The organism is Acidovorax sp. 107 (assembly GCF_003058055.1).
Lineage (GTDB): Bacteria > Pseudomonadota > Gammaproteobacteria > Burkholderiales > Burkholderiaceae_C > Acidovorax.
In genome coordinates this window covers 2,321,445-2,344,994 of record NZ_QBTZ01000001.1, presented here as the reverse complement: position 1 = coordinate 2,344,994, position 23,550 = coordinate 2,321,445, and the positions used below count along the sequence as shown (strand labels likewise).

Annotated in this window: 22 protein-coding genes; 7 read left to right on the top strand and 15 right to left on the bottom strand. The window is 66.1% G+C overall.

Features of this window, described 5'->3' with window-relative positions; genetic code table 11:
* Nucleotides 1-5: 5 nt before the first annotated feature.
* From C8C99_RS11020 to C8C99_RS10960, 13 genes are all read right to left on the bottom strand, one after another.
* Nucleotides 6-1,457, bottom strand: coding sequence for a cbb3-type cytochrome c oxidase subunit I (locus C8C99_RS11020; protein WP_056638568.1), 1,452 nt, complete (start codon nt 1,455-1,457; stop codon nt 6-8).
* Between the two features lie 16 nt (nt 1,458-1,473).
* Nucleotides 1,474-1,908 (bottom strand): cytochrome c, encoded by a 435-nt coding sequence (locus tag C8C99_RS11015; protein WP_108625770.1) that lies wholly within the window; start codon nt 1,906-1,908, stop codon nt 1,474-1,476.
* Between the two features lie 188 nt (nt 1,909-2,096).
* A complete protein-coding gene (locus C8C99_RS11010) occupies nt 2,097-2,363 on the bottom strand; it encodes a cytochrome C oxidase subunit IV family protein (protein WP_056638573.1) in 267 nt (88 codons plus the stop codon).
* Between the two features lie 5 nt (nt 2,364-2,368).
* Complete coding sequence (locus C8C99_RS11005; RefSeq protein WP_108627123.1) at nt 2,369-2,977, bottom strand: cytochrome c oxidase subunit 3 family protein; 609 nt, start codon at nt 2,975-2,977, stop codon at nt 2,369-2,371.
* Nucleotides 2,978-2,982: 5 nt separating this feature from the next.
* A complete protein-coding gene (locus tag C8C99_RS11000; RefSeq protein ID WP_233247365.1) occupies nt 2,983-4,536 on the bottom strand; it encodes a nitrite reductase in 1,554 nt (517 codons plus the stop codon).
* Between the two features lie 73 nt (nt 4,537-4,609).
* Nucleotides 4,610-5,848 (bottom strand): heme d1 biosynthesis radical SAM protein NirJ, encoded by a 1,239-nt coding sequence (gene nirJ, locus C8C99_RS10995; RefSeq protein WP_108625768.1) that lies wholly within the window; start codon nt 5,846-5,848, stop codon nt 4,610-4,612.
* Nucleotides 5,835-6,332: an AsnC family transcriptional regulator gene (locus tag C8C99_RS10990; RefSeq protein ID WP_056638584.1), complete on the bottom strand. Its 498-nt coding sequence runs from the start codon at nt 6,330-6,332 to the stop codon at nt 5,835-5,837. Before C8C99_RS10990 ends, nirJ begins: the two co-directional genes overlap by 14 nt.
* The gene (locus tag C8C99_RS10985) at nt 6,322-6,801 is read right to left on the bottom strand and encodes an Lrp/AsnC family transcriptional regulator (protein WP_108625767.1); all 480 of its coding nucleotides are present in this window, start codon (nt 6,799-6,801) and stop codon (nt 6,322-6,324) included. Before C8C99_RS10985 ends, C8C99_RS10990 begins: the two co-directional genes overlap by 11 nt.
* Nucleotides 6,794-7,783, bottom strand: coding sequence for an Lrp/AsnC family transcriptional regulator (locus C8C99_RS10980; protein WP_056638592.1), 990 nt, complete (start codon nt 7,781-7,783; stop codon nt 6,794-6,796). The genes C8C99_RS10985 and C8C99_RS10980 overlap by 8 nt, the downstream gene beginning before the upstream one ends.
* A 1-nt stretch (nt 7,784) precedes the next feature.
* The gene (locus C8C99_RS10975) at nt 7,785-8,981 is read right to left on the bottom strand and encodes a cytochrome D1 domain-containing protein (protein WP_056638794.1); all 1,197 of its coding nucleotides are present in this window, start codon (nt 8,979-8,981) and stop codon (nt 7,785-7,787) included.
* A gap of 80 nt (nt 8,982-9,061) precedes the next feature.
* Nucleotides 9,062-9,409: a cytochrome c gene (locus tag C8C99_RS10970; RefSeq protein WP_108625766.1), complete on the bottom strand. Its 348-nt coding sequence runs from the start codon at nt 9,407-9,409 to the stop codon at nt 9,062-9,064.
* Nucleotides 9,410-9,428: 19 nt separating this feature from the next.
* Nucleotides 9,429-9,755 (bottom strand): c-type cytochrome, encoded by a 327-nt coding sequence (locus tag C8C99_RS10965; protein ID WP_056638595.1) that lies wholly within the window; start codon nt 9,753-9,755, stop codon nt 9,429-9,431.
* 25 nt (nt 9,756-9,780) lie between these two features.
* Entirely contained in the window at nt 9,781-11,508 is a 1,728-nt protein-coding gene (locus C8C99_RS10960; protein ID WP_369818021.1) for a cytochrome D1 domain-containing protein, read from the bottom strand.
* A 204-nt stretch (nt 11,509-11,712) separates the two neighbouring features.
* Here C8C99_RS10960 and cobA point away from each other — a divergent pair, with 204 nt between their 5' ends.
* Nucleotides 11,713-12,531: a uroporphyrinogen-III C-methyltransferase gene (cobA, locus tag C8C99_RS10955; protein WP_108625765.1), complete on the top strand. Its 819-nt coding sequence runs from the start codon at nt 11,713-11,715 to the stop codon at nt 12,529-12,531.
* Nucleotides 12,532-12,592: 61 nt separating this feature from the next.
* Here the strand turns inward: cobA and C8C99_RS10950 are convergent, their stop codons facing one another.
* The gene (locus C8C99_RS10950) at nt 12,593-14,605 is read right to left on the bottom strand and encodes a U32 family peptidase (RefSeq protein ID WP_108625764.1); all 2,013 of its coding nucleotides are present in this window, start codon (nt 14,603-14,605) and stop codon (nt 12,593-12,595) included.
* 203 nt (nt 14,606-14,808) lie between these two features.
* Here C8C99_RS10950 and C8C99_RS10945 point away from each other — a divergent pair, with 203 nt between their 5' ends.
* The 4 genes from C8C99_RS10945 (at nt 14,809) to C8C99_RS10930 (ending at nt 18,865) form a co-directional block, all read left to right on the top strand.
* Nucleotides 14,809-15,963: a branched-chain amino acid ABC transporter substrate-binding protein gene (locus C8C99_RS10945; protein WP_108625763.1), complete on the top strand. Its 1,155-nt coding sequence runs from the start codon at nt 14,809-14,811 to the stop codon at nt 15,961-15,963.
* Between the two features lie 134 nt (nt 15,964-16,097).
* Entirely contained in the window at nt 16,098-16,361 is a 264-nt protein-coding gene (locus C8C99_RS10940; protein WP_108625762.1) for a hypothetical protein, read from the top strand.
* Nucleotides 16,362-16,406: 45 nt separating this feature from the next.
* The gene (tadA, locus tag C8C99_RS10935) at nt 16,407-17,798 is read left to right on the top strand and encodes a tRNA adenosine(34) deaminase TadA (RefSeq protein WP_108625761.1); all 1,392 of its coding nucleotides are present in this window, start codon (nt 16,407-16,409) and stop codon (nt 17,796-17,798) included.
* An 83-nt stretch (nt 17,799-17,881) separates the two neighbouring features.
* The gene (locus C8C99_RS10930; RefSeq protein WP_108627122.1) at nt 17,882-18,865 is read left to right on the top strand and encodes an LD-carboxypeptidase; all 984 of its coding nucleotides are present in this window, start codon (nt 17,882-17,884) and stop codon (nt 18,863-18,865) included.
* A 70-nt stretch (nt 18,866-18,935) separates the two neighbouring features.
* Here the strand turns inward: C8C99_RS10930 and C8C99_RS10925 are convergent, their stop codons facing one another.
* Nucleotides 18,936-19,295 (bottom strand): hypothetical protein, encoded by a 360-nt coding sequence (locus C8C99_RS10925; RefSeq protein WP_056638620.1) that lies wholly within the window; start codon nt 19,293-19,295, stop codon nt 18,936-18,938.
* A gap of 428 nt (nt 19,296-19,723) precedes the next feature.
* Between C8C99_RS10925 and C8C99_RS10920 the strand changes: the two genes are divergently transcribed.
* Nucleotides 19,724-20,653, top strand: coding sequence for an adenylate/guanylate cyclase domain-containing protein (locus tag C8C99_RS10920; protein ID WP_199226380.1), 930 nt, complete (start codon nt 19,724-19,726; stop codon nt 20,651-20,653).
* Nucleotides 20,654-20,761: 108 nt separating this feature from the next.
* On the top strand, nt 20,762-23,314 hold the full coding sequence (locus tag C8C99_RS10915) for a penicillin acylase family protein (protein WP_108625760.1): 2,553 nt from the start codon (nt 20,762-20,764) through the stop codon (nt 23,312-23,314).
* Nucleotides 23,315-23,550 lie beyond the last annotated feature (236 nt).

The window sequence follows — 23,550 nt, the reverse complement described above, 5'->3', positions numbered from 1 at the left end:
TGGGGTCAGGCGGGGTTCAGCGACCGGGCAGGCAGCACGCCGCTCTTGGCGCCCTTGCCACCTGCGTCTTCGGTCACCGGGTCACCGCCGATGAAGAAGCTCGCGAAGAACAGGAACTGGCCCAGCAGGAAGATCACGCCGCCAGCGATACGCACCCAGTAAAAAATGGTGAGCTGGTCTTGCGTGGCCATGAAGCCCATGGCGTTGGTCAGGGGCATGCGTTGCAGCCAGACCTGCAGGATGCCCGCGCCCGTGAGGGCCAGCACCATGGTGGCCATGCCGATGGTCATGATCCAGAAGCTCCACATCTCGGCAGCCTGGGCCTTCTTGCTGTTGGCGATGCGGCCACGCAGCGTGGGCATGGCGTAGCTGATGAGTGTGATGACCACCAGCACATAGGCGCCGTAGAAGGCCAGGTGCCCGTGCGCTGCAGTGATTTGCGAGCCGTGGGTGTAGTAGTTCACGGCCGAGAGCGTGTGGATGAAGCCCCACAGGCCTGCGCCCAAAAAGCCCAGCACGGCGGTGCCCACGGCCCACAGCACGGCAGCCTGGTTGGGATGCTCGCGGCGGCGGCGCTGCACCATGTTGAAGGCAAACACCGTCATCATGAAGAAGGGGATGGGTTCCAGCGCACTGAAGATGCTGCCGATCCAGTGCCAGTAGCCTGGCAGGCCGATGAAGTAGAAGTGGTGGCCCGTGCCCAGGATGCCGGTCATCAGCGCAAAGGCAATGATCACGTACAGCCACTTGTCGATGACCTCACGGTCCACGCCCGTGGTCTTGACCAGCACGTAGGCCAGCAGTGCGCCCAGGATCAGCTCCCACACGCCTTCCACCCACAGGTGCACCACGAACCACCAGTACATCTTGTCGCGCACCAGGTTGTGCGGGTTCACGAAGCTGAACAGGAACATCAGCGCCAGGCCCCACAGGCCCATCAGCAGCACGAGGCTGATGGCGGTCTTGCGACCCTTGAGCACCGTCATGCTGATGTTGTAGAGAAAGCCCAGGGCCACGATCACGATGCCCACCTTGGTCGGCAGGGGCTGCTCCAGGAACTCGCGGCCCATGGTCTGCAGCAGGTCGTTGCCGGTCAGCTCCGCCAGCTTGGCGTAGGGCACGGTCAGGTAGCCCACGATGGTGAGCGCACCTGCCACCAGGAAGATCCAGAACAGCACCTTGGCCAGCAGTGGCGAATGCAGCTCGGTCTCGGCCTCCTCGGGCACCATGTAGTAGGCCGCGCCCATGAAGCCGAACAGCAGCCACACGATCAGCAGGTTGGTGTGCACCATCCGCGCCACGTTGAACGGGATGTAGGGGAAGAACAGGTCGCCCACCACGTACTGCAGGCCGAGCGTGATGCCAAAGATGATCTGCCCGGCGAACAGCGCCATGGCTGCGATGAAGTAGAGCTTCGAGACCGATTGGCTCTGGTATTTGAGTGTGGAGATATGCATGGTGTTGTTCCCTCTCTCAACCTTCGATGTTGGGTGGCCAGTTTTCGTTGTTGATCTCGCCCGTCCACTTGAGGAACTCGACCAGGTCGTCAAGCTGCTGGTCGGTCAGGTTGAACTGCGGCATCTGGCGGCGGTGGGCCACGCCGGTGGGTTGCGCCTTGATCCACACCTTGATGAAGTCGCCGCCCCGGCGCTTGTAGACATTGCCCAGCTCGGGCGCGAAGTACGCGCCTTCGCCCAGCAGGGTGTGGCAGCCGATGCAGTTGCGCGTCTCCCAGATCTTCTTGCCCGCCACCACGGCCGGGGTGATGGCCTGGGCGTTGGACCGCTCGGGAATGCGGCGCTCGCTATCGAACACGATGGCGGCGAACAGCAGGGCAAAAAACACCGTGCCCCCGTAGAACATATTGCGGGCCATCTGCTTGGTGAAACCGCTGTGTGACTGGCTCATTCGTAAGCCCTCCTTCGAACTTGAGGGCCTTATCCTCCCAAAATGGTCGGCTTTTTTCCTTGAACGGGTTCAAGGAAAGCGCCTTTGCCTGGGGAAACGTTCTGTAAGAGGTTTCTGAATGAAATGCGACGCTAGTGCTTATTAAATATGCACTTAAAGCTATCAAATAAATAGCAAAATGGTTGTGCCTAGCGCGGCCAGGCCGTGGCCACCAGAAGAATAAGCGTGGTCAGCACCAGCCAGCCCAGCAGCAGCCGCCGCCACAGGGCGGGTGCGTGGCGCAGCTCCATGTAGTCGAGCACGATGAACACGCCCTTGCCTGCGGCCAGAGCCAGCACCACAAAGGCCAGTGGGGTGCCGGGGGTGACACCCGGGTGTTCGCCCAGCCACCAGGTGGTGGCCGTGGCGGCCAGCAGGGCCAGCCAGATCCAGTCGATGCGGTCCGGGCGTTTCATGGTCTTCACCGCAACACGTAAACCAAAGGGAAAAGCAGCATCCACAGCAGGTCCACCATGTGCCAGAACACCGCGCCGGTCTCCAGCGCATGGCAATTGCCAGGGCCATAGGCGCCGCGCCGTGTGGGCCCCCACAGCACTGCAAAGATGATGCAACCCACGGCTGCGTGCAGAAAGTGAAAGCCTGTGAGCATCACGTACAGCAGGTAGAAGCTGTTTTCGGCCACGTCGATGCCTTCATTCCACTTGTGCACGTACTCCAGCGTCTTGAGCACCAGAAAGCCGCAGCCGCCGGTCAGTGCACCCAGCAGCCAGCGTGCGCCGGGGCCGGACTGGCCGGCCCGCACGGCATGCACGCTGCGGGCCACGCACCAGCTGGCCGACACCAGCAGCACCGTGTTGATGGCGCCGCTGGACAGGTCGAGTGTGGCCTGCCCGGCGGCAAACAGCGCGCGTTCGCGCACCCGCGTCACCGCAAAGGACGCAAACAGGATGCCGAACGTGAGCAGTTCGGCCAGCACCAGCAGCCACACCACCAGGTCGCCTGGCAGGCGCTGCGCTGGCGCGGGCTCAGGTTTGGAGAGGGCTCCCAGGGAATCACTCGGTGCAGCCATGCCGGTCAATGCGAGGTGCCTTCCGAGCGCGTAATCTTGTTCCACACGTTGTATTTGCCCACGGGCTTGCTCATAGGCAGGCGCTTAACCTCTTTCAAGGTCGTGGCGTCATACACGATGAGCGCGCCGTCCATCTCCCACACGCTGGCCAGGGCGTACTTGCCGTCCTTGGTGAACTCGATGTGCGCCAGGGTCTTGCCCGGCTCGCGCACGGTGGCCACGGGTTGCAGCGTGGCCTTGTCGATGAGGGTCATGGTGTCCTTGGCGGAACGGCTCATCATCGAATCGGTCCAGGCGTAACGCGTCTTCTCGTGGCTGCGCATGAAGAAGCCAGGGCCAGGGGTGGGGATGGTGGCCACCGGCTTCCACGTGCGCATGTCGATCACATCGATGGCGCCGCCCTGGAGGTTGGGGGAGGCCAGCACCGTGGTCCCGTTCCACGCGAATGTGATACCCGAGCCCAGGTGCGGCATGCCCGCAATCGGCAGGTCGGCGATCTTGCGGCGCACGTCCAGATTCACCACCTGGGCAGTGGCCGCGCCGTTGCCGGTGCCAGCGCCGGTGGCCGCAGCGTCCTTGGGTCGCGTCGCACCCAGCACGTTGCGGTAGCTCTGGTCGAAGAAGAAGTCGTCCAGCGGCTCGTCGAGCGGCGTGCGCCGCACACCCAGGTAGCCGGGCGTGGCAATCGCCTCGCCCATCTTGTAGTCATGCACCAGGCCGTCGTGGATGGGCGCGGCCTGGGGGTCGTAGGAGATCTCCCAGATTTCGGGGATGTCCTTCAGTGCCACCACGAAGCTGTGGCGCGGCGCGGCGTCGTACACCGCCGACACGCGCGAGCTGGCCTTGCCGTCGAGCGTGCCTGCGTTGTAGGTGCGCACCAGTTGCAGGTCGCTGTCGAACAGGGCCAGCGTGTGCGGCAGGTAGTTGGCGGCCATGACCCAGCGGCCGTCGGCACTCACAGCCACGTTGCGCATGTTCAGCCCCGCGCGCACCTCGGCCACCACGGCAAGGCGCCACAGGTCGTATTTGGTGATCCAGCCATCGCGCGAGCCGAAGTACACATACCGCCCATCGGGCGAAAACTTGGGCCCGCCGTGCAGCGCATAGCGGCTGGCGAAGCGGGTGATGACCTCGAAGCGGTCGCCGTCGACCAGGCTCACATGGTGGTCGCCGCCTTCCACCACCACAAACAGGTTCATGGGGTCCGCCTGCCACAGTGGCGCGGCGGGTTCGTTGGCCGGGGCGGGGTGGAATTCACGCGAGGCACGGATGTCGCTCTCCGCCCAGCGCGGCGCTGGCACCACCGGTGTGCGGATGAAGGCCGCCAGGGCCCGGACCTCGGCGGCCGACAGCGTGCTACCAAAGGCGGGCATTTGTGTGGCTGTGCGGCCTTGGGTAATGACCTGCAGCGCGTCGGCCGCGGGCAGGCGGCTGAGGCTTTCGGGCAGCAGGGCGGGGCCCATGCCGCCGGTGCGTTGCGCGCCGTGGCAACTGGCGCAATGGGTGCCATAGAGGGTTGCGGCCGGGATGTCCTGGGCCGTGGCGAGGTCATAGCCCATCCAGCACAGACCGGCCACGAGGGCTGCACGGGCCGCATCGGCCAAGTGCGCACGCCAGCGGGGAGTGGGGGTCTCACGCATGGAGCTGCTCCCGGATGGGGATGGTGACGCGCTGGCGCTGGCCATGGGCTGCGGTGCCCTGGGGCTGTTGCAGACCGATTTCGCTGTCTTCGAGGTAGCAGCCGGGGTCTTCGGCCCAGGCGTTGCCGGTGAGCTGCTGGGCGCGCACGCGCGTGTTGCCGCCACACAGCGCGAGGTAGCGGCACTGCGCACAGCGGCCCTGCACGGGGCGCGGCTGCTGCTTGAGGCCGGCCATCAGCGGGTCGGAGGTGTCGCTCCAGATGGCGGAGAACGGGCGCTCGCGCACGTCGCCCAGCGTGTGGTGCCACCACATGGTGTCGGGGTGCACATGGCCCAGGTTGTCGATGTTGGCCACGTTCAGGCCGCTAGCGTTGCCGCCCCAGGCGGCCAGGCGCTGCTCCAGCTGCGGCGCCCAGCGCGGCAACCGAGCCTGCACCCACTGCAGCAGGAAGGGGCCGTCAGCGTCGTTGTTGCCGGTCACGTATTCCTCGGCCAGGCCCGTTTGCGCCGCCTGCCAGGCCCGGTCGAACAGCTGCGTGAGCGCATCGCGCGTGGCCTGGAACTGCGCGTCCTTGCCCCGGTGGATGTTGCCGCGCCCGGCGTAGTTCAGGTGCGAGAAGTAGAACTTGTCGATCTGCTCTGCACGCATCAACGCCAGCAGCGCGGGCAGGTCGTGTGCGTTCATCGCGGTCATGGTGAAGCGCATGCCCACCTTCACACCCCGTTCGCGCAGCAGCTTCAGCGCGTTCAGGCTCAGGTCGAATGCGCCCTGCATGCGCCGGAAGCGGTCGTGGGTGTCGCGCAGCCCATCCAGGCTGATGCCCACATAGTCAAAGCCCATGGCGGCTATGCGGTCGGCCATGGGCGCGTCGATCAATGTGCCGTTAGTGGACAGGCCGGTGTAGAAGCCCAGGTCCCGCGCGCGGGCGGCAATGTCGAACAAGTCCGGGCGCATCAGCGGTTCGCCACCCGAGAGGATGAGCACCGGCACACCATAGGCGCGCAGGTCGTCCATCACGCCGAACACCTCGTCGCGCGAGAGTTCGCCCGCGTAGTCGTGGTCGGCTGACAGCGCGTAGCAGTGCTTGCAGGTGAGGTTGCAACGGCGGATCAGGTTCCAGATCACCACCGGGCCCTTGGGGCCGGTGGCCTTGCGTTCGCGTATTTCGGGATAGGTGCCGGTCGCCTCGGCGGCGGCCAGCTCGCGCATGTATTGGCTAATCCTGAACATCGTGGGTACCTTTCAGGCGCAGTCCTGTCTTCTTGAGGATGGCCGTGGAATAGAGGATGTCGCGTGCCCGGCAGGCAGGGCCCAGCAGCGCAGCCACCACATCGGCCTGCCGCTCGACCTCGTCGCGTGTGCGGCCATGGAGCATGGCGAACAGGTTGTAGGGCCAGTCGGGCAGATGGCGGGTGCGGCGGTAGCAGTGGCTCACGCCATTGAGCTGGGCGATCTGGGCGGCCAGCGCATCCACCTGGTGGTCGTCCACATCCCACACGCTCATGCCATTGGCGGTGAAGCCCAGGCGGTAGTGGTTGGGCACGGCGCCAATGCGGCGCACCAGGCCTTCGTCCAGCATGGACGCAAGGCGCTCGCGCACCTGTTCGCCGCTCACGCCCAGCATGGCCCCCACCGCCTCGTAGGGGCGGGCCACCAGCGGCAAGCCACCCTGCACGGCGGCGATCAGGGCGCGGTCGAAGGCATCAAGCGCCATGGCGGGCTCCTTCCGGGGGAATGAGGGGCAGGCGCAGCTCGACGCGGTATTCGTGCTCCTTGGGGAACTGGAACACCGGCAGGCCGGTTGCCTGCTCGATGCGGCGGGCCGCGTCGGCCACGGCGGCTGCAGACTCTCCGGCCAGCACGAACCACATGTTGAGCGATGGGTGGTCACGCCGGTAGTTGTGGGCCACCTCGGGCAGGGCGTTCACCAGCGCCGTGACTTCGTCAAAGCGTTCCTCGGGCACGGCCAGCGCCGCCAGCATGAACTGCCCGCCGGCGCGCTCGATCTGGAACAGCGGGCCAAAGCGCGTGAGCACGCCGCTGGCCAGCAACTGGCGCAGGCATTCGATGACATGGTCTTCGCTCCAGCCCAGGGCCGCGCCCACGGCCGCGAAGGGGCGGTCCACCACGGGAAAGCCGCCGTGCAGGTAGTCCACAAGGAGCAGCTGGTCTGGCCTAAGCATGGAGGGCCTCCTGGAGGGCGGCAAACCGACGCGGGCTGCGCTGGGTGAACCTCCGCAAGGAGAACAGGGTTTCGCGGCGCAGGTGTGCAATGCCGGCCTGCTGCGCTGCCTGCTGTATCAGCGCCAGCACCTCGGCGCGCTCCTGCCCGTGCACCATGCAATACAGGTTGTAGGGCCAGTGCTGCGAGCGCGCGCGCTGGTAGGCCAGGGTGATGCCGGGCTGCTGTGCCAGCAGCTTGCCGCAGGCGTCCACCTGGTCCTGCGCTACATCGAATACGGTCATGGCGTTGGCGGTGTAGCCCACCTCATGGTGGCGTACCACCATGCCGAAACGGCTCAGGGTGCCTTGCTCCAGCCAGCGGTGCAGGGTCTCCAGCACGGTGGCGGGGCTCCATCCCAAATGTTCTGCCCAGGCGTCGTAGGGCCGAGCGATGAACGGCAGGCCCTGCTCGGCCAATGCCGCCAGTCCTGATTCGTGGGCGGGGATGGGTATGGAGGCCGTGTGCGTGGTGCCCCCGGCAGCGGCGGTGGTGGCGTTGAGGTCGAAGCCCAGGTCGATGCGGTAAGGCCGCACCATGGGCAGCCGCAGCACGTCAAGCCCCGTGTCCTGCTCAATGCAGCAGAGCATCTGGTCCAGGGCGAGTGCGTCTGTGGCAGTGGCGACAAACCACAGGTTGAGCGGGTTTTCGCGCTCGTAGTTGTGGCTGACGCCCGGGTGGCTGGACACCAGGGCGGCCACCTCGTCCAGCCGCGCAGGGGGAACGGCCATGGCAGCAAGCAGGCCCGCGCCGCCTGCACCTGGCGCGAAAACGGCTCCGATGCGGCCCAGAACCCCCGCGTCCTTCAGGCGCTGGCAATGCGCAATGACCGCGTTGGCGGGGCGGCCCAGGGCGCGCCCCAGCACATCGAAGGGTGCCGGGCAGAGCGGGAAATCGCGTTGCCACGCGTTGAGCAACGGCAGGTCGCTGGTGTGCGCGCACATGCTAGAAACCCATGCGCTGGGCGCGTGCCGTGAAGAAGATACCGCTGGGCGCCTGCGCGACCAGCGATGCCTGCGTGGCCAGCGTGGTGGTGTCCAGCACCTGCACCTTGTCATCGTCGCGGCAGCTGATCCACACAGATTCACCGCGCGGCGTGAATTCCATGTGCATCACGGCCTTGCCGGGCTGCAGCGTGGCGGCCACGCGCTGGGCCACGGTGTCGATGACCTGCACGCGGTGGTAGTCGGGCACGGCGAAGTTCACCCACACCTGGCGTCCGTCGGGTCGCGCCATCACAAACACAGGCTGGCCCGCCACGGGGATGCGGCCCACCTCGGCCCAGGTGGTGGTGTCCACCACCAGCACCTCGTGGCGGCCGATGGCGGGCAGGTAGGCGTGGCGCCCGGCCACGGCCCAGCCGCGCAGGTGGGGCATCTTGAACACCGGCAGGGGCTCCTGCCCCCGGCCGTAGCCGGCGAGGATGCGGCGTGCCACGGGCGCGTCGGCCCAGGTGTCCACCAGGGCCAGGCCGTCTTCGCCAAACAGGCCGGCGATGTAGTGCCGGCCATCGGGGGTGACCAGCGCGTCATAGGGCTGGCGGCCGATGCCGTCGATGCGGGTCACGCGCGGCTGTGTGGGCTGGGTGCAGTCCGCGATGCAGATGGCGTTGGCATCGAACAGGCTGTAGATGAAGCGCCGCCCTGGCAGGTCGGCCAGGCCCACCACGCGCGAACGCTGGCCGTCGGCAGTGAGGGCGGGGATATCGGCCAGCAGTGTGAGCCGTTCGGCGTCAAACACCTTGACGCCGCCGGGCGTGTAGTTCTGTGCGGCCACCAGCGTGCCGTCGGCGCTGATGGCGCCGCCGATGGAGTTGCCCGCCTGCTGCTCGCGGGCGGTGACGCGCTGGGTGAGCAGGTCGATGCGCGTGAGCGCGCCATCGCGGCCGAACACATAGGCGTTGCGGCCATCGCGCGAGAACACCACCGAGGCGTGCGACAGGTCGCCCAGCCCGGTCACGCGGGTGAGCACGGCACGCTGGCTGGTGTTGACGATGAGGACGGCGCCTGTGGCGCGCTCGATGACGACCCCGAGATCGCCCGTGCCCATCAGCGGCAGGGCAGGGGCCAGGGGGGTTGCGCAGCCACTGACTGCTAACAGGGGCAGGGCGGCAAGGCCACCCAGCAGCGAGCGCCGCTGCATCGCCAGGCCCCCCCAGGATGAAAAGCCTGCCGTGTCGGAGGGCTGCGACCGCGCGAAATGGGGAGCGTGGAGGGCGTTCTTCATGGCTTGGATGGCGGCGACTGGGGGAAGCCGCCGAGCAGTTGCCCGGCGATCCACAGCGCTTCTGCCTCGGTAACAAAGGCGCGCCACGGCGGCATGGGGGTGCCGGGGCGGCCGTGAAAAATGGTCGCGGCCATGGATTCGACAGGCTTGTCCACCAGGGCCGCAGGGGTAAGGGGCGGGCCAAGCCCGCCGGTGAGGTGCATGCCGTGGCACGAGCCGCAGTCCTGCCGCACCATGCGCACCAGCTCGCGCTGGCGCTCTGGCGTGCCCGGCACCTGCGCTGCCGCCCCGGCACAAGCCAGGGCGCAAATCAGCAGCATGGCGGGGCGGGTGAAGGCAGGCATGGAAGGCTCGCGCAGCGGCTCAGGACTTCAGGATGAACTCGATCGCGGCCTTGAGGTCGGCGTCATCGATCTTGTCTGGCCCGTTGGGTGACATCGGAATGGGGCCGAAGACCCCCGAGCCGCCCTTGCGCACCTTGTCGCTCAGCTGGGCGATCACGTCCTTGCCTTTGTACTTGGCCGCGATGTCCTTGAACGAAGGGCCGACAAGCTTCTTGTCCTTGGAGTGGCAGGCCATGCAGCCCGCCTTGTTCAAGGCTTCTTCCGGTCCGGCTGCGCTGGCGGCGCCACTGGCCAGCGCCAGGGCCGCCGCCACGGCCAGGGGCCATGCAATGCGGTGGTTCTTCATGGTGTGTGTGCTCCTGTCGTACGGGTCAGTACACGTCGTGCTGGGTGTTGTAGACGTTGAAGTGGCCCGTGGGCGTGATGAGGCGCGGGTCCTTGATCACGGCCTTGAGCTTGAGCGTCTTGTCGTCCACGATCACCAGAGCGCTTTCCTTGTTCTTGGCGCTCCACACCGAGAACCACACCTCGTCGCCCGCCTTGTTGAACTCGGGCTGCACCACGCGCTTGGCGCCGTCATCCTTCAGTCCGGCCCACTCTGCAACGGGAAGGGTCACAAAGCCCTTGTCCAGGTTCTTGATGTCGTACACCACGATGGACTGCGAGATCTTGGGATCGGGGTTCAGCGGCGCGTCGGAGTACAGGTGCGTGCTCTTGGGGTGGCTCTTGATGAAGAGCGCGCCACCGCCAGGGCCCGTGAGCTTTGCCACTTCCTTGAAGGCGTACTGCTTGTGCTTCTTGGGGTCGGTGCCGATCAGCGAGATGGTGTCGTCGCCCAGGTGGCCGGTGGCCCAGACGGGGCCGAACTTGGGATGCAGCAGGTTGGCGCCACGGCCGGGGTGGGGGATCTTGCCCACTTCGGTGATGGCGGCCAGCTTGCCCTCCTTGGCGTCAATGGCAGCGATCTTGTTGCTGTTGTTGGCAGCGACCATGAAGTAGCGCTTGCTCGAATCCCAGCCGCCGTCGTGCAGGAACGGGGCCGAGCCGATTTCGGTGACCTTGAGCGCATCGATGTTGGAATAGTCCACCATCAGCGTCTTGCCAGTTTCCTTCACGTTGACCACGAACTCGGGCTTGAAGTGCGACGCCACGATGGAGGCCACGCGGGGCTCGGGGTGGTATTCCTGCGTGCCCACCACCATGCCGCGGGTGCTGACGATCTTCATCGGTTCCAGCGTGTCGCCGTTCATGATGGTGTACTGGGGCGGCCAGTAGCTGCCGGCAATCGCCAGCTTGTCTTCGTAGCCCTTGAACTTGGAGGTATCCACCGAGCGGGCTTCCAGCCCCACGCGCACTTCGGCGACGTTGTCGGGCTTTTCCATCCACAGGTCGATCATGTTGATCTTGGCATCGCGGCCGATCACGAACAGGTAGCGGCCCGAAGCCGAGGTGCGCGAGATGTGCACCGCGTAGCCGGTCTTGACGATGTTGATGATCTTCTTGGTGTCGCCGTCGATCAGCGCCACCTCGCCGGTGTCGCGCAGCGTGGTCGAGAAGATGTTCTCGATGTTGTAGTTGTTGAGCTTCTTCTTGGGGCGGTCCTTGGGCTCAACGATCACCTTCCAGGTCTTCTTCATGTCGGCCATGCCGAATTCTGGTGGTGTTGGTGGCTCGTGCTGGATGTAGCGCGCCATCAGGTCCACTTCCTGCTCGTTCATCTCGCCGGAGGTCAGCCAGTTGGGCATGCCGGCGGGGGAACCATAGGAGATGAACACCTTGAGGTAGTCCGTGCCCTTGGCGGTCGTGATGTCGGGTGTCAGTGGTTTGCCCGTTGCACCCTTGCGTAGCACGCCATGGCAGCCCGCGCAGCGCTCGAAGTAGGTCTGGCGCGCTTTCTCGAACTCGGCCGCTGTCATGGGCGGCGCCTTGGGGTTGGTGCTCTGGTGCATGGGCTCATTCACCAAAGGGGACCCGCCAGCCTGGTAGTTCATTTCGGGTTGCGAGACTCCCTTGCCTGCCTGTGCCATCACCGAGGTGGCCACGGCCATGGCGGCGGCAGCCAGTGCAAGGTGCTGGACGGTTTTGATTGCTTTCATCATCGGTCCTCTGCGTCATGGAGCAGCGATTGGTTTTCGGCAAGGCGCGGCTGCGCTCTGCGGCCCGGCCAACGGCTGTCCTTCGTCTGGTGCGGGCCTGCGTATCGTCCTGCGGGCGGTGTGCGCTGTCCTTGAACTGGTTCAAGGACGCGCGGGCCTGTGTGTCAGAACAATGCATCACCCCACAGACAACCCGAAGGCCACACGATGAGCTTCATGGACAACCCCCAATGGCTGGAGCCGGTGCGTGGCTCGGCCACCGGTGCCCCGGTGCCCACAGGGCGCGTGACCCTGGTGGGCGCGGGCCCGGGCGACCCTGACCTGCTGACGGTCAAGGCTGCGCGCGTGCTCCGCGAGGCCAGCCTGGTGCTGTACGACCACCTGGTGGGTGAGCAGGTGCTGGACCTGGTGCCTGCCACCGCCGAACGCATCTACGTGGGCAAGGAGTCCTCCCGCCACACGCTGCCGCAGGAGGCCATCATCGACCTGATGTGCCGGCTGGCGCTCAGTGGCAGGCCGCTGGTGCGCCTGAAGGGGGGCGACTGCTACGTGTTCGGGCGCGGTGGAGAGGAAGCGCTGGGCCTGGCGCAGGCAGGCATCCCGTTCGAGGTGGTGCCCGGTATCACGGCAGCGCAGGGGGCGGGCGCCAGTGCGGGCATCCCGCTCACGCACCGCGACCATGCCGGCACCCTGGTACTGGCCACGGGCCACCTGCGCGGCGACAACGACACGGCGCTGGACTGGCCGCTGCTGGCGCGTGCACGCCAGACCGTGGTGTTCTACATGGGCGTCGCCACCCTGCCGACGATCTGCGCCCAGCTCATGGCGCATGGGATGCCGGCCGACACACCAGCGGCCATTGTGGAACGCGCAACGCTGCCCGGGCAGCGCTGCCTCACGGGCACCCTGGCGTCGCTGCCCGGTGTGGCCGCCAGCCAGGCGGTCCAGGCGCCAGCCTTGGTGATCGTGGGTGGTGTGGTGGCGCTGCAGCCGTTGCTCGCGCAGGGCATGGCCTGCGCGGAGTGAGGGGAGGGCGGAGGGCGCTTTAGGGGCAATCCTGGCCCTGGGGTGGGGCTGCCGCCCGCCTTCAGCGCGTGGGCGCTGCGGGTGCGGGTCGGGTGCGGTAGAAGGTCAACGGCACGCCGGACTCTTGCTGGAGCACCTGGCGCTTGATTTTGCCCACCACGTGCATCTCGCAGGGCTTGCAGTCAAAGCGCAGCGTGAGTTTTTCCTTGCCGTTGATAAGCATCAAAGGTTCGGCCTTGATCGTGCCCTGCACGCCGGTCACGCCCTTGGCCTGCTTGGGGCACAGGCTCATCGAAAAGCGCACGCAGTGCTTGGTGATCATCAGGCTGACTTCGCCTTCCTCCTCGTGCGCCTCGTAGGCCGCGTCGATCACCTTCACACCATGGCGCACGTAAAAGTCGTGCGCCTTGTGGTTGAACACATTGCCCAGGAACGAGAGCGTGTCTTCGGGGTAGGGCGCAGGCGGTTCCACAGGCGTTGCGCGCGGCAGGCGGGCGAAATTGCGGGCACGGTGGGCCTCCAGGTCGGCCAAGGCATCGCGGCGCAGCGCGTTGAGTACCGAGGCAGGAACGAACCACGGCTGCGACAGCTGCAACGCAATGTCGTGCACCGCAAATACCGTCGCACCAAAGCGGCCTAGCTGTTCGCGCAGGCTGGCCTCGGCCTTGGCGGCATCGGTGGCGCTCTGGTGGGGCTGCTGCACGTCGGCGCAGCCCGTGTTGCCGTCTTCGTCGGTCAGCGTCAGGCGGAAGCCGGTGGGGGTTTCGCTCAGGTGCGCCCACAGGCCGATGCGGCGGTCGCTGGACTTTTTTTCCAGCGTGCGGACCCAGTCCATGTCGCGGTTGCGGTTGACCTCGGTGCCCTTGCGCAGGTCCTTGAAGCCGTCCATGGGGTCCTTGGGGTACACGCGCCACTGGCCCACGCTGCGGGCGGACACCGGTTCAGCCACATTGATGGCCATGCCGATCAGCTCCTTGTGCAGGTCGTAGTAGCACAGTCCGTCGCCGTTGTGCAGCACGGTGGCGGGGTCGCTCACTTCCAGCTCGACAAAATCGGGGCCCACCTTGGTCACCCAGCCGATGGCCTGGCCAGGGTTCTTGGGGCTGTCGAAGGCGCCGATGTCTTCCTTGCGGCCGGTCACAAAGTAGTCGGTGAACTCGCGGTTGAAGTTCTGCAGCGGGTCAGGGGTGAAGGTGAAGGTGGTGCTGCCGCTGGATGAGCGGCCCAGGGGCCGGCCCTGCGTCTCGCGCTCCTCGATGATCTCGTCGAGCAGCGTGCGGTAGTGGGCGGTGATGTTCTTCACATAGCCCATGTCCTTGTAGCGCCCTTCGATCTTGAAGCTGCGCACGCCCGCGTCGATGAGGGCGCGCAGGTTGTCGCTCTGGTTGTTGTCCTTCATGCTCAGCACGTGCTTATCGTGCGCAATGAAGCGGCCCTGCGCGTCCGTCACTTGGTAGGGCAGGCGGCAGGCCTGGCTGCAGTCGCCGCGGTTGGCGCTGCGGCCGGTCTGCGCATGGCTGATGTTGCACTGGCCGCTGTAGGCCACGCACAGCGCGCCGTGGATGAAGAACTCGATGTTGGCGCGGCCGGGCGCATCCACCGGGCCCAGCGCCTTGTGGACTGCCGCAATCTGCTGCACCGTGAGCTCGCGCGCCAGCACGATCTGCGACAGGCCTGCGTCCTGCAGAAAGCGGGCCTTTTCGGGCGTGCGGATGTCGGTCTGGGTGCTCGCGTGCAGCTGGATGGGGGGCAGGTCGATTTCGAGCAACCCCATGTCCTGAATGATCAATGCGTCAGCGCCCGCCTCGTACACCTGCCAGGCCATCTGGCGCGCGGCCTCCAGCTCGTCGTCGCGCAGGATGGTGTTGAGCGTGATGAAGATGCGGCTGTTGAAGCGGTGCGCGTGCTTGACCAGGCGCTCGATGTCCCGGATGTCGTTGCCCGCACTGGCCCGTGCACCGAAGGCCGGGCCGCCGATGTAGACGGCGTCGGCGCCGTGGTTGATGGCTTCGATGCCAATGTCTGCGTCGCGCGCGGGCGAGAGCAGTTCGAGCTGGTGGGGCAGGAGGGACATGGGGCGTGATTATCCCAGCCTGTTCCACAAGGCGGCAGGCCCCCGGTTTATTAGCGCGGTTAATGGCGGAGCAAATTACTAAGTTTGCTTAGCAATTGAAGCAAATGGGCGCTGGGGTGGCTACGATGCTAGCTTTGAAGGTTTGTTGTGTACAAGATCGGTGCACAACACGCTGCTTTGACCGACCCAGGAGACTTTGTACCGTGCTGCGCCCCGTTTTCGCTTCCTCGCCTCTGTTCCGAATTTCTGCCCTGACCGCCATCGCGCTGGCCGCCAATCTGGCCTCCGCCCAGGACGTGCAAACCGTCAAGATCGCCCACGCAGGCCCTGTGTCGGGCGGTATTGCCCACATCGGCAAGGACACGGAAAACGGCGTGCGTCTGGCCATTGACGACCTGAACGCCCAGAACCTCGTGATCGGCGGCAAGAAGATTAAGTTTGAAATCGCGGCCGAAGACGACGCGGGCGATCCGCGCCAGGCCACCGCCGTGGCCCAGAAGCTGTGCGACCAGAAGGTGGCCGGCGTGGTGGGGCACTTGCAGTCGGGTACGTCCATCCCTGCATCGGCCATCTATGCCAAGTGCGACCTGCCGCACATCACGGCCTCGGCCTCCAACCCCGACCTGACCAAGCCCGGCCACAAGACCACCTTCCGCCTGATCGCGAACGACAATGCCTTGGGCGCTGCGCTGGCGCTGTTTGGCGCGGACCACCTCAAGCTCAAGAGCGTGGCCATCATCGACGACCGCACGGCCTATGGCCAGGGCGTGGCCTCGGTGTTCAAGGCCACGGCGCTGCAAAAGGGCCTGAAGGTGGTGGCGGAGGAGTTCACCAACGACAAGGCCACCGACTTCATGGCCATCCTCACCGCCATCAAGAACAAGAAGCCCGACGCGATCTTCTACGGCGGCCTGGATGCGCAGGCGGGCCCCATGCTGCGCCAGATGGAGCAACTGGGCCTGGGCAACGTGAAGTTCTTTGGCGGCGATGCCCTGTGCACCGAGAAGCTGCCCGAGCTGTCGGGTAAGACCCCCGCGCTGAAGAATGTGACCTGCGCCACAGGCGGCGCGTCGGTGGACAAGATGCAGGGCGGCGCTGACTGGAAGAAGCGCTACGACGCCAAGTTCCCCGGCCAGTTCCAGATCTACAGCCCCTACGCCTATGACGCTGCCATGGTGCTGGCCGACGCGATGAAGCGCGCCAACTCGGTGGACCCCAAGGTGTTCGCGCCGTTCCTGGCCAAGACCGAATACAAGGGCGTGACCGCCAACATCGCCTTCACCGCCAAGGGTGAGCTGACCACCCCGGCCGTGACCTTGTACACCTTCAAGGACGGCAGCCGCGTGGCGCTGAACTGAGGCTACCCGCATCCGCTGCTTCAGCGGCTACCACCGTTACGGCCGCCCAGTGCGGCCGTTTTTGCGTGCGGGGTTTGGCTTTACAGTCAGGCCCGTAGCGAGCAGGCCACGGGTGCCTGCCAAGGAGCCAAGGTATGCGCGCAATATTTGGATTGGTCGGGCTGGTGGTGGTGCTGGCCATCGTGGGGTTGCTGGCCAAGAAGCAGCTGGCGGCCACGCGGGCTCCCCTGCCTGCGTTGCAGACCGCCACCGGCGCAGCAGGGACCGCCTCGGCGCCCACGGGCACGGTGCGCGAGCAGAGCCAGCAGATGCAGCAGCAGGTCAAGCAGCAGATGGAAGGCCTGATGCAGCAGGCGCGCCCCATGCCTGAAGACGATAAAAATGAGCAAAAGCAGTAGCAGGCGCTCATATTTCATGCCTTGGTAGCTATTAAAAATATAGCAATGAACACCAACCACGATGCGCACTGGATGCGTCTGGCTTTGGCCGAGGCGCAGGCGGCTGCCAGCGCTGGCGAGGTGCCCGTGGGTGCCATCGTGGTCCAGAACGGCCAGGTCATCGCCACCGGCCGCAATGCCCCGGTGGAAGGCCACGACCCCACAGCCCACGCCGAAATCGTGGCCCTGCGTGCCGCTGCGCAGCGGCTGGGCAATTACCGGCTGGACGGCTGCAGCCTGTACGTCACGCTGGAGCCCTGCGCCATGTGCAGTGGCGCCATGCTGCATGCGCGGCTGGCACGGGTGGTGTATGGCGCGACGGAGCCCAAGACGGGGGCGGCGGGCTCGGTGCTCAACCTGTTTGGACATGCCGCCATCAACCACCAGACCGAGGTGGTAGGTGGGTTGCTGGCGGAGGAGTGTGGCCAGTTGCTGAGCGGCTTTTTTGCACAGCGCCGTCGCCAGCAACGCACCGAGGCACTGGCCCGCCACCCGTTGCGTGACGATGCCTTGCGCACGCCCGATGCGGCGTTTGCCAACCTGCCTGGCTACCCTTGGGCTCCCCAGTACGTCAGTGATCTGCCGAGTCTGGCGGGCCTGCGCATGCACTATCTGGACGAGGGCCCCCGCGACGCACCGCGCACCTGGCTGTGCCTGCATGGCAACCCGGCCTGGAGCTATTTGTACCGGCGCATGCTGCCCACCTTTCTCGCGGCAGGTGACCGCGTGGTGGTGCCCGACCTGATCGGCTTTGGCAGAAGCGACAAGCCCAAGAAGGAAGGCGCGCACCAGTTCGAATGGCACCGCCAGGTGCTGCTGGAGCTGATCGAGCGGCTGGATCTGCGCAACCTGGTGCTGGTGGTGCAGGACTGGGGCGGCATCCTGGGCCTCACGCTGCCCATGGCGATGCCTGAGCGGTTTGGCGGGCTGCTGGTGATGAACACGCTGCTGGCCACGGGCGACGCGCCGTTGCCCCCGGGTTTTGTGGACTGGCGCGCGATGTGCCGAGACAAGCCGCTGTACGGTGTGGGGCGCCTGCTGGCGCGCGGCAATCCGCACCTCAGCCCTGCCGAGTGCGCGGCCTACGATGCGCCTTTCCCCGACAAGGGTTACCGTGCCGCGCTGCGGGCCTTTCCCGAACGTGTCCCCGCCGCTTTGGACGATTCCGGGGCGGCGCTGTCGCGTGCAGCCCGCGATTTTTGGCAGCACCAGTGGCGAGGCCGCAGCCTGATGCTGGTGGGGGCGCAAGACCCGGTGCTGGGGCTGCCCACCATGCGGTCACTGCAACACCACATCCGCGGATGCCCCGAGCCGGTGGTGCTGCCCCACGCAGGCCACTTTGTTCAGGAGCATGGCGAGGCCATTGCCGCACGGGCTGTGGAATACTTCAGCCACTGATTTGCCCGCTGGCGCCGCCTGACTGCATGGGGCGCCGGGCATTCCCCCTGTTTACGGAGCAGACCCCATCGGGCCTGAGCGCTTTGCACGACCACCATCACGACCACTCCCAGTGCGACCACGACCACGGTCCCAAGCACATCTACATCTATTCACCCTCCAGCGCAGTGCGCGACAAGGCGGCCTTCAAGCGGGGCATTGCCCGGCTCAAGGCCCAGGGCCATGAGGTGGAGGTGGATGTGGACGCGCTGGCCACGCACACGCGCTTTGCGGGTGACGACGCCACCCGGCTGGCCGCCATCCACCGTGCGGCGGCCAGCGGCGCCGATGTGGCGCTGATCTCGCGCGGGGGCTATGGCCTCACGCGCATCCTGCCGGGCATCCGGTACAAGGCGGTGGCCAAGGCCATCGAAAAAGGCACGCACTTTGTGGGCGTGAGCGACTTCACTGCCTTCCAGTTGGCCGTGCTGGCCAAGACGGGGGCCACCACCTGGGCGGGGCCCTCATTGGGGGCCGATTTTGGGGTGGAGGGCGAGCCCGACGACATCATGGAGGCCTGCTTTGACGACCTGCTGACCGGCCACGGCGAGGGTACGGGCTGGCGCATGCACAAGGAAAAGCCCCATCACGCCACCGACAAGCCTGCTGTGCCCAATGTCTATGTGAAGAGTGCCACCCTGTGGGGCGGCAACCTGGCGGTGCTGGCATCGCTGGTGGGTACGCCGTACTTCCCGCAGGTCAAGGGCGGGGTGTTGTTTGTGGAAGATGTGCACGAGCATCCCTACCGCATAGAGCGCATGTTGACCCAGCTGCTGCACGCGGGCGTGCTGGCCCAGCAGAAGGCCGTGGTGCTGGGGCAGTTCACCAACTTCAAGCTGGCGCCGCATGACAAGGGCTACAAGCTGCAGTCGGTGGTGGACTGGCTGCGCACCCAGATCAAGGCACCCGTGCTGACCAATCTGCCGTTCGGGCATGTCGAGACCAAGGTGCTGCTGCCCGTGGGCGCCACGGTGTCGCTGTCGGTCGAAGAGCGGGACGCTCTGATCTACTGGGGCCACCAGCACTGAGCGCGCAGGTAGAGCGCGGCTGTGTGGCGGGAACAGGGAGCAGGCCCGTCGCGAGCCGCCGCTTCAGGGTTCAGAAATGTGCGCGGGGCGCATGGGGCATTTGCGGAACACGCAGCGACAGCGGCAACTGGCCCTGGAACATCGGCGTAACTTCGTCCAGCACGGTCTGGGCGACGGCCTGGCCACGCAGGGGAATCAGGGTGTCGAGCAGGTCGCTGCGCAGGTACCACAGCGCCTCGATGTCGCCCGCATAGCGCAGGCGCATGTTCATGCGCGCCACTTCACAGCCGGTGAGTCCCGCAAGGCTTTGCAGCATGGCTCGCCGCACCTCTTCCAGACCCTGGTCGCGCACCCAGGCCGTCGATGACGGCTTGTCACGACCTAGGAGGTCGTGCAGGCTGCTGCGGAGATTGGGTTTGTTCCAGCGCATGGACGGAGAGCGGTGCGATTTTTGTAACAGGGTCGATCAAAGTAAGCGGGAGTGAGGATTGACGCAAGGGTGGCGCTCCTGTTTTTGTATAAAGACAACACGTCGCCTCGGTTTGTTGCGAACTTTTACGCATTCCTCTTGGATGTTTGCCATGGCACCGACAGCGCATGGCGCACCGGGTGCGCAACTGGGCACGCGCCTTTCATGCCTGGCCTGTGCGCCCTGTTCCCCTGTCGAACACGACCCGTGCGAGATCGTCTGCATCGCACAGTTCTGTTGCGCCTCTCCCTACACATCCCGCTGCCACAAACGGCGGTGCGCGCGTCCACCAAAGGCCCTTGTGAAGGGCGGTTGACGCTTTGATAGGTGCGTCTTCGTTGAGCTTGCACTAAACTGATTCACATGATGTTACTAATCGGCCATCGTTCATGAGTGTGATGTCGACGGTGGTCTTCGCAGACATATCGGGCAGCACCTCGTTGTATGAAACGCTGGGCAACGAACGCGCCACCGAGGCCGTGACCCAGGTCACCCAGTGGATCAGTGACACCATCGAGGCACATGCTGGCCGGGTGGTCAAGAAGCTGGGCGATGGCGTGTTGTGTGTTTTTGGCGATGCGGCTACGGCCGTCACCGCAACCACCCAGATGCTGCGCCAGCACCAGGCGCGTCTGGACCGTTGGCCTCAGCCGCTGCGCATGGACATCCGCGTGGGCGTAGCCAGCGGCGAGGTGGTGGACGTGGATGGCGACTGCTATGGCGACGCGGTCAATGTGGCCTCCCGCCTGTGCGAACGGGCGGGCCCCGCCGAAATCTGGGCCACCGAGACAGCGGTGCTGCTGGCAGGGGCAGCTGCAGACGTTTGGTATCGCAAGCTTGGCCTGATGGAAATCCGTGGCAAGGCCGAGTTGCAGATGCTCTACCAGGTGGAGTGGCGTGAGAACGAAGAGCCCGACTCGCTCACCATGCAGGCGGCACTGGTCAGCAGTTTTGCCCCAGCCGATTCCATCCTGGGGCATATCCAGTTTTCCTGGCACGGTGTGGACATGTCGTTCACGTCGTCGGATGCGCCCGTGCACGTGGGGCGTGCCACCCATGCGCAGCTGTGCATCAACGACCCCCGGGTGTCGCGGCTGCATGCGCGCATCGACTGGCGCAACAGCGGCTTTGTGCTCACCGACATGAGCAGCTTTGGCACCTGGGTGCGGTTTGACGGTAGCGACTCCCCCGTGCGGCTGCGCCGCGATGCCTGCATCCTGCATGGCACCGGGCAGATAGCGCTAGGGGTTCCGTTCACCGAGTCCAGTGCCCCGATCATGAACTTTCACGTCGCAGGGACCAGCGTTCATCTGGGCTGAGTCTTCGGCCAACATGCCGGGCTGCCGCCGGTAGGGCCGGTTCTGGCTCGGTGCTCCGGCCCCCTTCACTTCCGAACAGACACGAACAACAGGCACGAGAGGCGAGACATGGCGTGGATGAAGCGAACGGCCGTCGGGCTGGTGGTGGCAGCATTGCTGGTCGGTACAGGGGCCGCGGTGTATGTGCAGCGCAGCTTTGCGAGGCTGGATGGCAAGCTGGTGGTGAAGGGCCTGCGCCAGGCCGTGCAGGTGCAGCGCGATGGAGCCGATGTCACCCACATCCGCGCGCAGAGCCCGCAAGACGCCTGGTTTGCCATGGGCTATGTGCATGCGCAGGAGCGCACCTGGCAGCTGGAGTTCAACCGCCGCGTGATGCATGGCGAGCTGTCCGAGGTGTTTGGGCCCGCCACCCTGGAGACCGACAAGCTCATGCGCGCGCTGGACATCGCGGGTACTGCCAAGCGTCAGTACGCAGGTCTGCCGCTATATGCCCGGGAGGCCTTGCAGGCGTACAGCCAGGGCATCCACGCCTTCCACCAGAACCGCCCCCAGGCGCTGCCGCCGGAGTTCCACATCCTGGGCGTTCAGCCAGGTGGGGCCACCGGTGCCGTGTGGGAGCCCGAAGACAGCGTGGGCTGGGCGCTGATGATGGCGCTGGACCTGGGCGGCAACTGGGGCAACGAGTTTGCGCGGCTGTCCATCGCCAAAACGCTGGACACCGAGCGCCTGTGGCAGCTGATGCCGCCGTACCCGGGCGAGCGCCCCGCAGCCTCGGCCGACCTGGCCGCGTTGTACCGGCAACTGGGGGTGTACCGGACCACTGATGCCAACGCTTCTGCTGCACCGTCCGCAGCCACTGCGTCGGTCGACCGGGGATCTGCATCTGCCGCTCTGGACGACGGGCCCTTGTCCCGCCAGATCAGTGCCGGCATGCTGGCCTGGGCCGACGAGCTGACCCGCAATGCGGGCACCAACGAGGGCAAGGGCAGCAACAACTGGGTGCTGGCAGGCACCCGCACGGTGAGTGGCAAACCGCTGCTGGCCAACGACCCGCACCTGGGCCTGTCGGCGCCCGCCATCTGGTACTTTGCGGGCTTGCAGGCGCCAGCAGGCCAGGCGTCTGACGGCACCCCCATGGGCGCCATCGACGCAGTGGGCGCCACCTTGCCCGGCATGCCCTTTGTGGTGCTGGGCCGCACGGACAAAGTGGCCTGGGGTTTCACCAACACGGGCCCGGACGTGCAGGACCTGTACCTGGAGCAGATCAACCCCGCCGACGCCTCGCAGTACCGCACGCCCGAGGGCTGGGCGCCCTTCACGGTGCGCACTGAAACCATCCGCGTGAAAGGGCAGGCCGATGTTGCCTTGAAGGTGCGCAGCACGCGGCACGGCCCCGTGTTGAGCGACGCGCAGAAGTTGCATGCCGACGTGCTGGACCTCGGCAAATACGTGCTGGCGCTGCGCTGGAGCGCGCTTGATGCCGACAACCAGACGGTGCTGGCGGGCCTGCAGACCAACCAGGCGAAATCGGTGGACGCCTTGTTCGCGGCCCTGTCGCACTACCACTCGCCGATGCAGAACGTGGTGGCGGCCGATGACCAGGGCAACATCCGCTTCAAGGCCGCAGGCCGCGCGCCCGTGCGAGACCCTGCCAACGACATCCGGGGCGTGGCGCCTTCGCCGGGCTGGGACGCCCGGTACGACTGGAAGGGCTGGCTGCCGTACGACCAGACGCCGGAGGACAACGGCGCCCGGGGCTGGATAGCCACCGCCAACCAGCGGGTGACTGCGCCCGACTATCCCCACTACCTGACGCAAGACTGGGCCTTGCCCTACCGATACGAACGCATTGCACAGCTGATCGAGGCGACCGACAAGCACGATGCCGCAAGCATGCAGGCCATCCACCGCGATGTGACTTCGCTGGCCACGCGCAAGCTGCTGCCCTACCTGCAGCAGGCCAGGTCATCGCATCCGCTGGCAGCGGCTGCGCAAGAGCAGCTCCAAGGCTTTGACGGGGTGATGGATGCGGGCAAGGCGGCGCCCCTGGTGTTTGCCGCGTGGACCGACGAATTGGCGCGTGGCCTGATCGTGCCGCGCATTGGCGAGGCGCGGTTCACTGCCACCTATGGCAAACGCGACTACCGGGCGGCGCTAGAGGGCATTCTGGAGCGCAACGACCCCTGGTGGTGCCAGCCTTCCTCGTGCGCAGAGCAATCGGCCGCAGCCCTGGGCCGTGCGCTCGACCGGCTGCAGGCAGCCTACGGCGCCGACCCCGCGCAGTGGCGGTGGGGTGCAGCGCACCCGGCGCTCAGCGTGCACCGGCCGTTTGGCAATGTGCCTGCGCTGGCCCGTTTTTTTGACGTGATCGAGCCATCGCATGGCGATTCCTACACGGTCAATGTGGGGCAGTACAACGCGGGCGAAGCCAAGGGCCCGTTTGTGAACCGCCACGCCGCATCGCTGCGCGCGGTGTATGACCTGGCCGACTTGGAGCAGTCTCGCTTCATCTACCAGACTGGGCAAAGTGGCCTGGTGTTTTCACCGCGTTACCGCGACATGAGCAGCACCTGGGCACAGACCGGTTACCGCGCCCTGCAGCGCCAGCCCGCGCGCTGGGCGCATGCGCTGACGCTGACCCCAGCACCCGCCGCGCAGTAACCAGGGCCTGGAGGATCCCCACGGGTTTTGCTGCGCGGATCGGGGCGGCCTGGGGCTGGCTTGCCAAATGACCGCCTTTGGGCCTTTGGAATGGGCAGTGGCGGCGGCTCATCGCAATGGCCGTGTGCAGGCGGCGCAGGCAGGTGACCCGTACACGGTCACTTTCACGCGCGCCACCATCCAGGGTTTTCAAGCCTTGCTGCAACGCGCAACGGATCGCGGGGGTTGGGCCCGAG